Annotated in this window: 14 protein-coding genes; 1 reads left to right on the top strand and 13 read right to left on the bottom strand. The window is 50.2% G+C overall.

Features of this window, described 5'->3' with window-relative positions; genetic code table 11:
- The first annotated feature begins 23 nt into the window (after positions 1-23).
- On the top strand, positions 24-1,832 hold the full coding sequence (locus GQY55_RS31930; protein WP_160041376.1) for a flagellin N-terminal helical domain-containing protein: 1,809 nt from the start codon (positions 24-26) through the stop codon (positions 1,830-1,832).
- Positions 1,833-2,232: 400 nt separating this feature from the next.
- Here the strand turns inward: GQY55_RS31930 and GQY55_RS11565 are convergent, their stop codons facing one another.
- The 13 genes from GQY55_RS11565 to GQY55_RS11510 all read right to left on the bottom strand — a co-directional run bounded on the left by GQY55_RS11565 (position 2,233) and on the right by GQY55_RS11510 (position 13,957).
- Positions 2,233-3,123 (bottom strand): class I SAM-dependent methyltransferase, encoded by an 891-nt coding sequence (locus tag GQY55_RS11565; protein WP_236575549.1) that lies wholly within the window; start codon positions 3,121-3,123, stop codon positions 2,233-2,235.
- Positions 3,124-3,159: 36 nt separating this feature from the next.
- A complete protein-coding gene (locus GQY55_RS11560; RefSeq protein WP_160041374.1) occupies positions 3,160-3,582 on the bottom strand; it encodes an Rrf2 family transcriptional regulator in 423 nt (140 codons plus the stop codon).
- A 179-nt stretch (positions 3,583-3,761) separates the two neighbouring features.
- Positions 3,762-3,971, bottom strand: a complete 210-nt coding sequence (locus GQY55_RS31320; RefSeq protein ID WP_212957780.1) for a hypothetical protein — start codon at positions 3,969-3,971, stop codon at positions 3,762-3,764.
- Between the two features lie 90 nt (positions 3,972-4,061).
- Positions 4,062-5,675 carry a 23S rRNA (uracil(1939)-C(5))-methyltransferase RlmD gene (gene rlmD / locus GQY55_RS11555; RefSeq protein ID WP_160041372.1) on the bottom strand — a complete coding sequence of 538 codons (1,614 nt, stop codon included), beginning with the start codon at positions 5,673-5,675 and terminating at the stop codon, positions 4,062-4,064.
- A gap of 86 nt (positions 5,676-5,761) precedes the next feature.
- Positions 5,762-6,091 (bottom strand): chaperone CsaA, encoded by a 330-nt coding sequence (gene csaA, locus GQY55_RS11550; protein WP_160041370.1) that lies wholly within the window; start codon positions 6,089-6,091, stop codon positions 5,762-5,764.
- A 216-nt stretch (positions 6,092-6,307) separates the two neighbouring features.
- The gene (locus tag GQY55_RS11545; RefSeq protein ID WP_160041368.1) at positions 6,308-7,537 is read right to left on the bottom strand and encodes a hypothetical protein; all 1,230 of its coding nucleotides are present in this window, start codon (positions 7,535-7,537) and stop codon (positions 6,308-6,310) included.
- A gap of 74 nt (positions 7,538-7,611) precedes the next feature.
- Positions 7,612-8,070 carry a hypothetical protein gene (locus GQY55_RS11540; RefSeq protein ID WP_160041366.1) on the bottom strand — a complete coding sequence of 153 codons (459 nt, stop codon included), beginning with the start codon at positions 8,068-8,070 and terminating at the stop codon, positions 7,612-7,614.
- Entirely contained in the window at positions 8,063-8,650 is a 588-nt protein-coding gene (locus GQY55_RS11535) for an RNA polymerase sigma factor (protein ID WP_201452139.1), read from the bottom strand. The genes GQY55_RS11540 and GQY55_RS11535 overlap by 8 nt, the downstream gene beginning before the upstream one ends.
- Before the next feature lie 112 nt (positions 8,651-8,762).
- Positions 8,763-9,644, bottom strand: coding sequence for an NAD-dependent epimerase/dehydratase family protein (locus GQY55_RS11530; RefSeq protein WP_160041364.1), 882 nt, complete (start codon positions 9,642-9,644; stop codon positions 8,763-8,765).
- A 165-nt stretch (positions 9,645-9,809) separates the two neighbouring features.
- Positions 9,810-10,514, bottom strand: a complete 705-nt coding sequence (locus GQY55_RS11525; protein WP_160041362.1) for a DnaD domain-containing protein — start codon at positions 10,512-10,514, stop codon at positions 9,810-9,812.
- A gap of 18 nt (positions 10,515-10,532) precedes the next feature.
- Entirely contained in the window at positions 10,533-11,828 is a 1,296-nt protein-coding gene (gene asnS / locus GQY55_RS11520; RefSeq protein ID WP_160041360.1) for an asparagine--tRNA ligase, read from the bottom strand.
- A 51-nt stretch (positions 11,829-11,879) separates the two neighbouring features.
- Positions 11,880-13,088: an acetate/propionate family kinase gene (locus tag GQY55_RS11515; RefSeq protein ID WP_160041358.1), complete on the bottom strand. Its 1,209-nt coding sequence runs from the start codon at positions 13,086-13,088 to the stop codon at positions 11,880-11,882.
- Positions 13,085-13,957: a 3-hydroxyacyl-CoA dehydrogenase family protein gene (locus GQY55_RS11510; RefSeq protein WP_160041356.1), complete on the bottom strand. Its 873-nt coding sequence runs from the start codon at positions 13,955-13,957 to the stop codon at positions 13,085-13,087. The genes GQY55_RS11515 and GQY55_RS11510 overlap by 4 nt, the downstream gene beginning before the upstream one ends.
- Between the last annotated feature and the right edge of the window lie 91 nt (positions 13,958-14,048).

Here is a 14,048-nt window from a genome sequence, read left to right as displayed (position 1 = left end):
TCATTTACATAGAGGTATGAAACATGAAAATATCCCATAACTTACCGGCCTTTAGAATAAATAACACTTTACGAAAAAATTCCAAAGCGAGTTCGAATAGTCTAGAAAAACTTTCTTCGGGATTACGCATTAATAAAGCTTCCGATGATGCTGCAGGCTTGGCAATATCCGAAAAAATGAGGGCACAAATTAGAGGGTTAAATCAAGCTTCCCGAAATGTTCAGGATGGCGTTTCACTCATTCAAACCGCAGAGGGCGGTTTACAGGAGATAACTGATATTTTACACAGACAAAGGGAACTGATCATCCAGGGCTTGAATGATCCCCTTACCGATGAAGATCGGCGAAAGATTGATATGGAAATACATCAGCTTACGGATGAAATCGAGAGCCTTTCAAATAAAACTGAGTTTAATACGATGAACTTGTTAGCAAGAGATGATTATGGAATATTGGCTGATCGTTCAAGCAGCAACAGCGCTTTTTCGGTAAGTGACCCTCCATCAGTTACTTCAATAAACAAAAGTATCGTATACAAACCACGAGGAACACCTGAAGAAGCAAGGCATGTGATCAGCAGTTCCGATACATCTGAAACGACCCATACATACTCAAATTCGAACAATATTACACCCATTGTCTTACCAGATGGAACAGAAGGATATAACGAATATAATGTTGACACTACTACAACAACAAAAACAGACACAAATATGACTATTTATGAATCGTTGACAGCTATAAATGACCCTCAATTTTCCACGCCTGCCTACTGGCACTCTGTGGGTATGAATACAACCAGTTTCGGACCGAAAAATTTTGGTGATGCGTATGGTTCGATGATCGAAAATATCGAAGTTAACGGAAGCTCGAGGCCAATGGAATATACTTCTCGTAGCAGCTCGGGCAGTGATCCTGCTTGGGATCATATGTGGTTTCCCGGTACAAACCTATCGATTATAAGATACAGGACTGTATTAGCCGATAACTCGATGGAAATCAAATATGTAATCCGTAACGGAGATTCATTCGCTGCTGATATTAATCTAAGTAATATGATTAACCCCCCAACAAATTCAGCGATCACTGATAGCGGTGGAAATCCATTGGCTAATGGCCATATCATAATAAATCCGCCCTCGGGCAGTTCATTTAACATGACGGGGACAGAAGCCAACGCCGGCATTCAGTTTGATGATTCACTTGGATTTTTATCGCCAACAGAGCTCTCCATCAATAATCCGGCAGCAGGGCAGCCCCAAATAAATTTTGATTGGCAGCTAACCGTGCCTAGTGGTTCGAGTGTAACTTTAGGTTTCAAATATGGTCCGTTTTCATTAAATTTTGATGCGTTTGAACTGACGCATGAAGTTGTTGAAACTAAACATATTGAAACGACAGTGGATACAAACGTAACGGATATAGACTACATACCACCAAAACTTAACATTCAGGCAGGAGCTAACAAAGGCGAGACTATTGTTATTCCCCTGTTCAATGTAGGTACGCAGGGATTGGGAATTAAAAATATTGGCTTGTTGCCACCATCAATACCTGAGCAAGCATTAGCCAAATCAGATGGAGCAATTGAAAAAGTTTTGCACTATCGATCGGTGTATGGTGCATTACAAAACCGTATGGAACACACATTAAAGAACGTGGACAATTCTGCTGAAAACCTAATGACAGCCGAATCACGCATTCGTGATGCAGACATGGCCAAGGAAATTGTGAATTTGACAAAATCCAATATGTTAACGCAAGCTGCCCAAGCGATATTGACCCAAGCAAATCAGAATCCTCAAGCCGTGTTACAATTACTTAAACAATGACGCTACAGAAAACCTACCCCTTCAGGTAGGTTCTTTTGTCGTCTGCACTAGAAACCCTGTTCCCTCTACAGAGGACAGGGTTCTCGACAAACTAGACCGGTATGCATTTTTCAAACGGATACCCTATCTTATCCGGTGAATCATTCCGTTCATTTTTAAAGGCAAACGATTGGAAAATAGCATTTTCAGAATTCGTTTCAAATTTTCATTATTGCATTACCATGCGGATAAAGGGCAGTTCCTAATCAGCATCGTTTTATATGTTATTGGCTGTCCTTCTGCCGTTGTAGCTTGCATGTTTATCTTTCCTATCAATCACAAAGAAGTTATTTTAGGTATATAAACTCCATAATTTAAAAATAAAAAAGTATCGGATCCCAACGCTTTTAGGGCTTATGCGTTACCCCATACTTTGATCTTTTAGTCGGATGAGTACCTTCCCAAAACGTCCGCCTTGTCTTACTTCTATTTTTTTGCCAGCATAGGTTTTTCTTAAGTACTCTTCCGCCTTCAAAAGCGACTCCCTGTCCGTTGGCATCCCGCAAAATTCGAACCAGCCCAGCGTATTTTTTACCGCATCATCCAGAGACATCACTGCGACTTGCGTTTCACGGGTAATGAGCGTTTGAAAAGAATAACCATAAATGTTCAATAACTGCATGATATAAAACATATCCGATGTCTGTGCCTGCTCTTCTTCGACTCCCAACACGGGGCGCAGTTCCTGAATCAGATTATGTTCCTTCGGACCGGCAATCGTGCTGATATAGCAAAATTGACTTGCGCAAGACAAAGCTTTCTCCACCATCTCCCAGCCAAAAATGGCGGGGCACATGGACGCAAACACGAGGTCGAACTTTTCCTTCCAGCCCTTTTCGTCAACATTTACATTCTCAAACGGATCTTGGACGATGTTAATGCTTCCCTTCAAGGACGGCGGAACACTATTTTTCATCAGCTCCGTCAATGTCTTCGAAGGTTCTAGGGCGGTAACCCTTGCCCCTTGCTGCGCAAACGGAATGCTGAAACCGCCGGAAGCCGCTCCGATATCCAAGACCGAAATTTGATCAAAATGAACCCCTTGCGATTGGATCCATCCCATGATTCTGGCAGCTCTGTTTCTTCCTTCTTCACTGAATGCCTGATCATGGAAAGATTTTGCTGTTTTATAGCTATCAAAAGAATGCAGCGGGTTCATTCCCGCTCTTTTCATTCTGTTAACCCCTGCCTCTGGATCGTGTTTCCAAGCGTTTTTCCATATTTCCGGATCACTCAATAAATGGGTTGCCACTCTGCTCCCTCCTATGCAATTTACGGAACAAGATTGTTAGGAATGTTTGATGCTGCTATCCCACATGTTTGTTGCTTTCTTAGCAACATCGGAAATTTTCTGCTCTCTCAAAAAATTCTCGATCTTATTTTCCGCCTCAACCATAACCTGCTCAATCAAACATCCCGGCCCATGATTTAGATCACAATCAAATAACGAAGCTGTTCCCTCAATCGCCTGAATAATATCCAAAAAGGAAATATCCTCCCAGTTTCGCTTAAGACGATATCCCCCTTTCAAGCCGGAGGTTGATTCGATCATTCCAGCCTTTGCAAGCTTGGTCAATATTTTCGATAAATATGTTGGCGATACTTGCTGCTGCTCAGCCAGCTGCTGAACCCCTATGGGTTTGTCCAAAGGGACTTGACTGAGAAACAACATCGTATGAAGAGCGTAGTTTGTCGCTTTGGAATATTTCATCGTTACATCACTTCTCCATTTCTATATGTCTCCCTCCTATCTTACTCCGCTCCAGTTCTCCAATCAAGGAATGCAGCGCTGCCCGAGTTTAAAGACTTTGGATATCCCTAATGTATTCGATTATAATAAAAGGGAAATCATTTGACAAGAGAACCATCTAACATCCATCTCTGTATGATTTAGGTAAGTGGTTTTTCATTCGTATCCATAGAAGCAAAGATGCCAAATGGAAAAGGGCTTGTTCGCCCGGATAACAAACGCTCCTTTTTCGTATCATGGAATGAAACGCGATATGCATCTGAAGCTGCGCGAATTTCAACCTTTTCTTGTGGAGTATTATGAAGATAAGCAGGCGTGAGCTTAGCCACTCTTATAGTATAAAAAGCCAAGAAGAAATGCACTCGTTATAAAAAATTGAAAAACCCAAGCGGCCACGCGCTTGAGTTTTTTCAATTCAGGTTAATACCGCTATCTATATATCACTGCGTTCTCACCAATAGCGTACAGCACTCCACATGACTCGTCTGCGGGAACATGTCCACCGGCTGCACCCACTCGATCTTGTAACCGCCGCTGAGCAGCACCTGGCAGTCCTTCGCCAGGGTAGCCGGGTTGCAGGATACGTACACCATCCGCTTCGGTTTGGATTGGACGATGGCGTCCAGCAGCGGGCGCTCGCAGCCGGTTCGCGGCGGGTCGACGACAACGACGTCGGGACGGACGCCGCGCTGCACCCATTCGGGCAGCAGCTGTTCGGCCCGGCCTTCGTAGAAACGGGCGTTGTCCACGCCCGACGATTTGGCGTTGTCGCGGGCATCCAGCACCGCTTCGGGAATCAGCTCGATGCCCCGCACTTCATGCGCATGGGGCGCCAGCCAAAGCCCGATCGTGCCTGTCCCGCAATACGCATCGACGACAAGCTCGGAGCCCGTAAGTCCCGCCGCTTCCTGCACGGCATTGTACAGCTTTACGGTCTGCTCCGGATTCAGTTGGAAAAACGCGCGCGGGGACAACGCAAACCGTACGTCTCCAAGGGATTCCTCCAATTGCTCTTCCCCCCATAAAGTGACGGTTTTGTTGCCGAACACGAGCGGCGATTTCCCTTTATGGATATTTTGCGCGATCGTAATCACCATCGGCATCCGCTCGCGGATTTTTTCGACAAGACGCCTTGAATCCGGCAAACGGTCGGTTGCCGTAATGAACGTCAGCTGCACCTTGCCGCCGGTCTGGCCGACGCGGGCCACGATGGTCCGCACCGATCCTTGGCGCGTTCGTTCACTGTATTCGGGAATGTCGAGCTCCTCCATGATTTCCTTCACCTGCTCGATGACCCGGTTCACCACCGGATGCTGGATCGGGCAGCCGCTGATGTCGATCAGGCGATGCGTTCCCATCGCATACAGGCCGGCAATGACATCCTTTCCTTCCCGCCCCACTTGAAGCTGGGCTTTGTTCCGGTATCCCCACGGATTATCCATGCCGAGGATCGGGCGAATGAGAAGCGTCTCCAGCTTCGTATAACGCTGAAATGACTCCCTTATAATTTCTTCTTTCGCCTGCAGCTGGGCGTCGTAGTTCATATGCTGAATCTGGCAGCCTCCGCACTTGTAATAAATCGGGCACGGCGGCTCAATGCGCTGCGGCGATTTTTTTTCGATTTCGATGATTTCCCCTGTCAAATATCCCGGTTCGGTCCGGGTAACCATGGCCTTCACGACCTCATCCGGCAGTGCTCCGTGCACGAAAACCGCCTTTTTCCGGTAGTAGCCGACGCCTTCCCCGTTAATGCCGATCCGTTTGATCGTCACGACGATCCGGTCGCCGGCTTTAATCGATTCCGCGGAAGGTTGTCCAGCCTTATTGAAGGTGCCTTTCCGATCTTGCGCTTTAGGATGGGTTTTCGCAGCCGGTTTTGCATTTCGGCCCTTTTCTTTTGGCTGGGCAGGTTTATTTCGGGACAAAGGGGCGTCCGCCCGCTTTTGGGCAGCCTTTTTCCCGGCTGAAGGGGCACCCGCCGATTGAAATGCACGCCGTTCCGTTCCCCGGTCTGCAGCGAACCCCTTTGCCTTTTGTTGTTTATTCTCAGCCATCCTGCTAATCGCTCCGTTTCTGTGATGAATTCATTCTTATAATATACCACAGCGGCGCTTCTTTCCCTAACGCCTCTGCCTGCTTTTTAGGCAATCGGGGTTCCGTTCGGCACTTCCTCGTCCGGCTTTAAAAGCACAACATCCCCTTCGCCGGGAACGCCGCCAAGCACCAGCACCTCCGAATCAAAGCGTGCAATCCTCCGCGGCGGAAAGTTCACAACCGCAACCACCTGCCTGCCCACCAACCGGTCCGGAGAATACCTTAGCGTGATTTGCGCCGACGAGCGCTTGATCCCGAGCTCGCCAAAATCAATCTCCAGCTTGATCGCAGGTTTGCGCGCCTTCGCCAAAGGCTCCGCCATCATGATTGTCCCAGCCCTGATGTCCAGCTTCAAAAAGTCATCCATCGTCGCCATGTTTTTATACCTCACAGTCTCAAAAAATCATTTGTATTCCATCTTAGCGGAACGTTCCCAAGGCCTCAAACCCTCATATCTTTTAAAATGAAAAATACCGGCGATAGCATTCCCGCTCTAAATAATTTCCCTCCCGCAAACAAAAAAAGGAGCGGATCCGCTCCCTTCTTGTAACAAACGATTCAGCAGGGTTTGTAAACTGCTTATTTTCAAAGATCACTTCCCATGAAACTTCCGTTCCTTGTCCCTGCGGCCCTTATCCGAGCCGGCCATCAGCTTGATGCCGCCCGCAATGAGCAGGATCGACACGATAGCAGGCTTCAAATAACGCATTTTATAGTCGATAAACCATTCCGGGAACCAGCGGTCAAGGAACGGGACCAAGATCGTGGATCCGACATAATAAAGACCGAGCAGCATGAGACCGATGCCCAGCCAGCGCTGGTGGTCGGATATGCCTTCGACGATCGGGCGGTCCACAAGAGGCTCGCGTCCGTAGCGGCTCGTTTGCTGCAGCCCGTCAAAAAACGAGAAAAACCAGACAAGCGGAATCAAAAAGAGAAACAAGGACAAACGCAGCACATCCAGCACATACACGCTGCCGAGGAAAATAACCATTAGCTGCAGGCCTCTTTTTTGCAATCCCAAATACATATGCCCCGCACCGGGAAAAGCGGAAAGCAGCGTCGCGATCACTTTGCTTCGTTTCCCTTCCTCGCGTCCGGACTCCATGTCATCAAACAAGGAGCGGTCCTGAAGCATCTCCCCCGCCTGTCTGCGGTGAATGAGCTGAACGGCATCAAACATGCAGTACAGCCAAATGATCGGCAGCACGCCCAGGAACAGCAGGAAAATGGTGCGGCTTGTAATCCCGGTCAGGAAAAACATGATCGTGCCCAGCCCGAAAAAAGCGATCAAAAACGATAGTCCCCGCTGCATGAGTCCCATGTGCAGATGACCGAGCCCCGGCACAAAGGACAGCAAAATCGTATAAAACCGTTCGCTCTCCGGATTTTGTCCGGAGCTGGAATGAGGCGGGTGCGGGCGAAATGCAGAACCGGCGCCGCCCATGCCCATCTGACCGGGATACGGCTCCGGCCCGGCAGGCGGAATGCCCGGATTGGCATAAGGCTGGTAACCGTTCATATCATGTTCGTACGGTCGATAATCATTGGGCCGATATGCCGGCATTCGCAGCAAATACACCATCAAATCCAGCATGCAGATGAGCCATAAAAGCACGGCGCATACGGCCGTTAGTCCAAGAAAAAACTTCCCCTGGTAACCGGTGACGACCGCCAGCATGAACCCGAACAATATCCCACCGAAAAACAGAAACGGATAAACGAACCCTCTTCCTTTTCTCCCCATATAATAATGACCCAGTCCAGGGATGAAGTTCAGTATAAAGGCCGTCATTTTATTGCGGTAAGGTTCCAAATTCATCTTTCCTTTCGTCATATATGCTTGAAAATTCGAAAATTTCCGTTATCCCCCGAAAAATCCGCCTGGAATCGGCATTAAGGCTTCAACCGGTCGATCCATCCCGTCGTCACTTTGACCAGTTCTTCGCTGAAGGAAGCTTCCCCGGCATGTTTTTTTACGTGTTCCGGACCGGGTGAAAGCTTGTCGAACCACCCTGCCGAGAGGAAGATCAATGTCAAGCAGGCCGCTATGGCATAATGGAACAAACGGTGCTCGTACCAGCGGCGCCTGTCGTCCCTGGCCTCCATGTGTACCACTTTGGCTTCGGATTCGCCGATCCGCGTCATAACCATTTCCGTAAACCGCTCCGGTCGAGGCAACACGGGAAGCTCCGCCTCGACGAGCTCCAGTGCCTGCATGTACAGCTCCAGCGCCTGTTCATTTTCCAAAAGCAGGTCTTCCATGTATGCGGCCCGCTCCTGCACGGACGCGTCTCCGCGGATGTATGCCGCCCATTCTTCCACGGACGGAACGGCCTTCCGGTCGTCATTCATACCACTCTTCCTCCTTCCAGTGCTTCCGAATCCAGCTTCGGGCCCGGTAAAGCCTCGATTCTACCGTTTTCACCGCAATTTGTTGTTCCCTGGCGATCTGGTCATAACTTTTTTCCTCTATATAAAACTGAATCAAAATGTCCTTGTGCTGGGCGGGCAAACTGTCCATTTTCCTTTCCAGCAGCAGTTGTTTCTCTTTGCGGACCAGCCGCCTCAGCGCATCCTCTTCCGACGACGGCAAATGTTCGATAAGTTCGCCTTCGGCCATCTGGTCTTCCCGCCGCCTGCCCAGCTTTCGTTTCGCGTCGATCGCTTTATTTACGGCAATGCGCGTAATCCATGTTTTCAACCCTTGGGAACGGTAATCCGGGAGAGATTTATAGATTTGCAAAAAAACTTCCTGCGCGGCGTCTTCCGCCTCTTTGGCGTTCTTAAGCACCGAATAGGCGGTTTGGAACACATGCTGCCCGTACCGCTCGACAAGCATCCGGAATGCAGCCTGGTCTCCGCGCCTGATTTGATCGATCAATCGTGCTTCGTCAATTTTTCTCTCCCCCTTCCCCGTAACAATTGACGACAAGGATTTTGCCGCCCCTGCATTTTTTCAAAAAAATTTTTTGAACCATTTTTCACTTGAAGCTGCAAAAAAAAGCCCTTCCCGGCAAAGGAAAGGCTTGGGGCAGGTAACGGTGTTATCTTTCGGCAGACAGCTTGCCGATCAGCGCAGGCAGCCAGGCGCGCAGCGGCAGGAACTCGAATCCGAGACGCTCCGCTTTGCCGGTGTCCATCAGCCACGAATCCGGAACGCCAAACGGCGATTTGTCCTCATCTTGAGGCTGGTTGGTGAGCACCGCTTTTTTTCCGGTTTCTTTTTCGATCCAGCGGAGCAGTTCGGACAGCTTCACTTCGCCTTGCGAGCATGCGTTGATCGGACCTTCGACGCGCTGCTTTCTAAGCCAGTCAAGAAAAGACGCCGCTTCGCCGGAGGAGATAAAGCACATCTCCGCCTTCAGGTTCGGAATGCCCATCGGCCGCTCTTGTTTCACGTGATCGATATGAAATTCAAGGCGGCCGGTGTAATCATCCTCTCCAAGCACGATCGGGAAACGCACCGCCGCAACCGGGAAATCGGCATGCTGAAAAAACACCGCTTCGGCCAGCCGCTTCCCTTCCCCATAAGGAAAATCGTCTTTTACGCCAAGCGTCACCGGATAAATGTACGGATTCACGTCATTTTCCTTATGTTTGCGCGGAGCCGGCTCATACACGGACAACGTTGAAGTGAGTATATATCTCCTTACCTTTCCTTGGAACACTTCGCAGGCATCCAGCGCCGCTTGCGGGGAAAAGCAAATATTATCAAAAACGGTATCCCATTCCCGCCCCTCTGCGACGGCTTTCATTAGCGATGTTTTATTTTCACGGTCCAGCTGGATGCGTTCCACCCGATCGCCGAAATCATCCTTGGTTTTCCCGCGGGTGGCAATCGTCACCTTAAAACCTTCGTCCAGCAGCAGCTCAACAAGCCGTTTGCCGAAAAAGCGCGTTCCGCCCAAGACCAATATGTTCTTCATGGATTTCCTCCCACTATCGATATCAGATCCATCATTCCTTATGTATTTTACCACAAAAGCGTGCCTTCCGAATGCTTCGGAAAGGCACGCTTTGCGTGGTTTTATATTTCAAGAAAAATTCCCGTTAGCCATCTTATGTCAAAGTACGCCGATTCTTATTTTCATTTATGCGCGTCCGCCGTTGCGGAATTTTTGCGTATAGGCTTTGGCATCGCTGACCGTTTTGACGCGGTTGCGGCTCCATTCAAGCAAAATCCGGTCGATATACCGGAAATGAACCTTTCCGGCGAAAACCGCTTCCTTTAAGGCCATCCGGATCAATTCTTCCGGATACCGGTCGTCGTCGATCCAGCCGGAAATCGTTTCGCATTCCATCGGCGACAGCGGCCGCCCGAATTCCTTCTCGAATACGACGAACAGATTGCTGCCCGGCTCCTGCTCGGGCTCCGCCGCCGTTTTCCGGCGGGCAGGCTGTTCGGTATGCTGTTCGGACGGATTACGATGCTGCTCGGCCAGAAGCCGGCCCAGCTTCTCGTACAAGCCGGACAGGTTGTAACGTTCGTATTGAATGTTCCGCAATTCGTCCAACTCTTCGTCGATGCTGATCATCCCGGCCTTAAGCAGCTTCTGAAGGTTTTGCGCGATGGCTTGGGCCGAAATTCCCATCACTTCCTGAAGCTCTTCCAGTGTCGGAAAATCTTTTTGCTCCACCTGCTTAAACGAAATAAGGTGAATGAGCAGAAGCACCTCTTGATCGCTTAGCTTCAGCTTGCGGTAATGCCGAAGCAGCATGTGCGGAATGATCGCCATGCCCGCTCCCAAGCCGGCTGAAGCTCCATCGGCCCATGTTTTCCATCCTGCGCTGTCCATGATCGTCATCTCTCCCAATTAAGGATAGAGGCGATACAGCGTGCGAGGGAACGGAATCGTTTCACGGACGTGGTCCAGACCGCAAATCCAAGCTACCGTACGTTCCAGACCGAGGCCGAATCCGGAGTGCGGAACGGTGCCATACGTGCGCAGATCCATATACCACTGATACGTTTCCATCGACAGGTCATGTTCTTTAAAGCGTTGTTCCAACAGCTGAGGATCGTCGATCCGCTGCGAACCGCCGATGATTTCGCCGTAGCCTTCCGGCGCGATCATGTCCGCGCACAGCACGACCTCCGGACGGTTCGGGTCCGGTTTCATATAGAACGCCTTGATTCCGGCCGGATAATGCGTGATGAACACGGGCTTGTCGTATTTTTCGGCAATCGCCGTTTCATGCGGAGCGCCGAAGTCCTCGCCCCAAGGAATGTCGAAGCCTTCCCCTTGCAGGAACTTGATGGCATCGTCGTACGTGATGCGCGGGAACGGGGCTTTGATGTTTTCCAGCTTGGAAACATCGCGTCCGACCGTCTCAAGTTCCGTTTTGCAGTTTTTCACGACGGATTGAACGACATGCTCGATAAACCGCTCCTGGATCTGAAGGCTTTCCTCGTGATCGGTAAAAGCCATTTCCGGCTCGATCATCCAAAACTCGATCAGGTGGCGGCGGGTTTTGGATTTTTCGGCCCGGAACGTCGGTCCGAAGGAATATACTTTGCCGAGCGCCATCGCCGCGGCTTCCATGTACAGCTGACCGCTCTGCGTCAAATAGGCGTCCTCTTCGAAATATTTCGTGTGGAACAGGTTCGTCGTTCCTTCTGCGGATGTCGGAGTCAGAATCGGCGGATCGACCAGTGTGAATCCGTTTTGATCGAAAAATTCCTGAATGGCGCGGATAATTTCGCTGCGGATGACCAGAATGGCGCGCTGTTTCGGCGCGCGCAGCCACAGATGGCGATGGTCCATCAGGAAATCGACGCCGTGTTCTTTCGGGGTAATCGGATAATTTTCGGTCAGGTGGATAATCTCGATTCCCGTAACCGTCATCTCGTAGCCGGATTGGCTCCGGGGCTCTTCGCGGATGACGCCGGTCACGTAGACCGAGCTTTCCTGCGTCAAGCTTTTGGCGTCATTCCATACTTGCTCGGAAACCTCGTTTTTGACGACGACGCCTTGAATATATCCGCTGCCGTCACGCAGCTGCAAAAACTGGATTTTTCCGCTGGAACGTTTGTTATGAATCCAACTGCCGATCGTAACGGTTTCTCCTACGTGCTTATTCACGTCACGAATCACACTTTTGGTGGCCATGCCTAAATCTCTCCCTTTACAATAACTTGCTTAAATTCGAGCCGCCATATTCTACGACTTCAATCCCTTGACAAGGCGGTTTGTGTCCCGGGCAATGACAAGCTCTTCGTTGGTCGGAACCACCAGGACTTCCACCTTGGAATTGGCCGAAGAAATGCGGCGCGGTTCGCCGGAGCGGATTTCGTTTAGTTCCTTGTCCAGCTCGACGCCCAGATAAGTCAAATTTTCGCATACTTTCTCCCGCAAAACAACCGAATTCTCTCCGACGCCTGCCGTGAAGACGATCGTATCGACGCCGTTCATGACGGCCGCATACGAACCGATGTATTTGCGGAGGCGGTATTCGTACATGTCGAATGCCAGCTTCGAATTGGCGTCGCCGTTTTGCATCCCTTCGGTAATTTCCCGCATATCGCTGCTTATGCCCGAAATCGCCAAAAGTCCGCTATGTTTGTTCAGCATCGAATTGACCTCGTTGACCGTCAGCTCTTCTTTGTTCATGACAAAAGGTACGATCGCCGGATCCAGATCGCCGCTGCGCGTTCCCATCATCAAACCTTCAAGCGGCGTCATGCCCATCGAGGTATCGATGGAACGCCCGTTTTTGACGGCCGTGATGCTGGCTCCGTTGCCGATATGGCAGGTGATGATTTTCATATCCTCGATGTTGCGGCCCAGGAATTCCGCAGCCGCCAGGCTGACGTAATCATGCGACGTGCCGTGGGCGCCGTAACGTCTTACTTTATGTTTTTTGTAAAGCACTCTCGGAATGGCGTACAGATAAGCATGCTCCGGCATCGATTGATGGAAGGCGGTATCGAAAACGACCACCTGCGGGATGTTCGGCATGTTGGCTTCGGCAGCCTTGATGCCCATCATGGAAGCCGGATTATGAAGCGGAGCCAGGTCGAACAGCTGGCGGATTTTCGACTTCACGTCGCTGTCGACGATCGCCGACTCGCCAAAATATTCGCCGCCGTGGACAACACGGTGCCCGACCGCTTCGATCTGGTCGATCGAGCCGATCACGCCGTGCTCAGGGCTTGTCAGCAGGCCGAGCACCTTGCGGATCGCCGTCGTATGCTCCAAAATCTCGCTGACTTCCGTCACCTCGGCTTTGCCCGTAGGTTTGTGGGTCACGATGGAAGAATCCATCCCGATTCGCTCTACCAAACCTTTGGCAAGCACCGATTCGTCGGTCATGTCGTACAGCTGGTATTTGAGGGAAGAACTTCCCGCGTTGATTACTAGAATTTTCATGCCCGGTCACCATCCTTGTCATACTTGAAGAAGCCTTCGCCCGTTTTGACGCCCAAATGCCCCGCGCGCACCATCTTTTTAAGCACGATCGAAGGACGGTATTTCAGCTCGCCGAATTCGCGGAACATCCGCTCCAAAGCCGCAAGAACGGAATCGAGGCCGAAGCGGTCGGCCATCTCCAGCGGACCGTATTGGAATTGATACCCGATGCGCATCGCATCGTCGATGTCCTCGGGAGACGCAACGCCTTCCTGGAGAATGTGCAGCGCTTCGTTGATCATGAGGCAGATCATCCGGCTGGACACGAAACCTGGAGATTCGTATACCATGATGCCTTTTTTGTGAACGACTTCCTCGACAAAACGTTTCGTTTCCGTGAAGGTCGTGTCCGATGTTTTTAATCCGCGGATAATTTCCACCAGATCCACTTTGCTGACCGGATGAATGAAATGCATGCCGATGACGCGCTCCGGATACATGGTCGAGCTGGCCAGCTCGGTCAAGCTGAGCGAAGAAGTATTGCTGGCAAGAATAATATGGCTAGGGCATACCTGATCCAGCTGGGAGAACACGACGCGTTTTGCGTCCAGGTCTTCGGAAATCGTTTCGATGACCATGTCGCAAGTGCCGAGCTCCGCAAGATGCACCACTTTATGAATTCTGCCCAAAATCAATTTTTTTTCCGCTTGGGTAATCGCCCATTTTTCAAGCTGCTTATCCAGGCTGAGTTCGATCATGGAATAAGAGTAATCGAGCTTCTCCGGCGTTTTTTCCACGAGCAGCACATCGAGGCCGCGTGTCGCCAGCATCTCTGCGATGCCTTGACCCATCGTACCGCCGCCGATAACGCCAATCTTTTTAAAATACATGTTTCTCTTCCACCTTCCTATGGCCACTTATGCTTTTTCTATGTTGTACCCATATAACCTTTTGTATGTGAGGTACATGGTGACCCAAACT

It is taken from the genome of Paenibacillus sp. USDA918EY (assembly GCF_009870825.1).
GTDB classification, from domain to species: Bacteria; Bacillota; Bacilli; order Paenibacillales; family Paenibacillaceae; genus Paenibacillus_AQ; species Paenibacillus_AQ albilobatus.
Note: the sequence above shows the minus strand (reverse complement) of the source record. Positions and strands in the feature narration are given on the sequence as shown.

Excerpts from the sequence above, each read along its gene's own strand:
- GQY55_RS31930 (WP_160041376.1), top strand. The coding sequence starts at position 24 with ATGAAAATATCCCATAACTTACCGGCCTTTAGAATAAATAACACTTTA.
- GQY55_RS11560 (WP_160041374.1), bottom strand. The coding sequence starts at position 3,582 with ATGAAATATTCCAAAGCGACAAACTACGCTCTTCATACGATGTTGTTT.
- rlmD (WP_160041372.1), bottom strand. The coding sequence starts at position 5,675 with ATGGCTGAGAATAAACAACAAAAGGCAAAGGGGTTCGCTGCAGACCGG.
- csaA (WP_160041370.1), bottom strand. The coding sequence starts at position 6,091 with ATGGCGACGATGGATGACTTTTTGAAGCTGGACATCAGGGCTGGGACA.
- GQY55_RS11545 (WP_160041368.1), bottom strand. The coding sequence starts at position 7,537 with ATGAATTTGGAACCTTACCGCAATAAAATGACGGCCTTTATACTGAAC.
- GQY55_RS11540 (WP_160041366.1), bottom strand. The coding sequence starts at position 8,070 with ATGAATGACGACCGGAAGGCCGTTCCGTCCGTGGAAGAATGGGCGGCA.
- GQY55_RS11530 (WP_160041364.1), bottom strand. The coding sequence starts at position 9,644 with ATGAAGAACATATTGGTCTTGGGCGGAACGCGCTTTTTCGGCAAACGG.
- GQY55_RS11525 (WP_160041362.1), bottom strand. The coding sequence starts at position 10,514 with ATGGACAGCGCAGGATGGAAAACATGGGCCGATGGAGCTTCAGCCGGC.
- asnS (WP_160041360.1), bottom strand. The coding sequence starts at position 11,828 with ATGGCCACCAAAAGTGTGATTCGTGACGTGAATAAGCACGTAGGAGAA.
- GQY55_RS11515 (WP_160041358.1), bottom strand. The coding sequence starts at position 13,088 with ATGAAAATTCTAGTAATCAACGCGGGAAGTTCTTCCCTCAAATACCAG.
- GQY55_RS11510 (WP_160041356.1), bottom strand. The coding sequence starts at position 13,957 with ATGTATTTTAAAAAGATTGGCGTTATCGGCGGCGGTACGATGGGTCAA.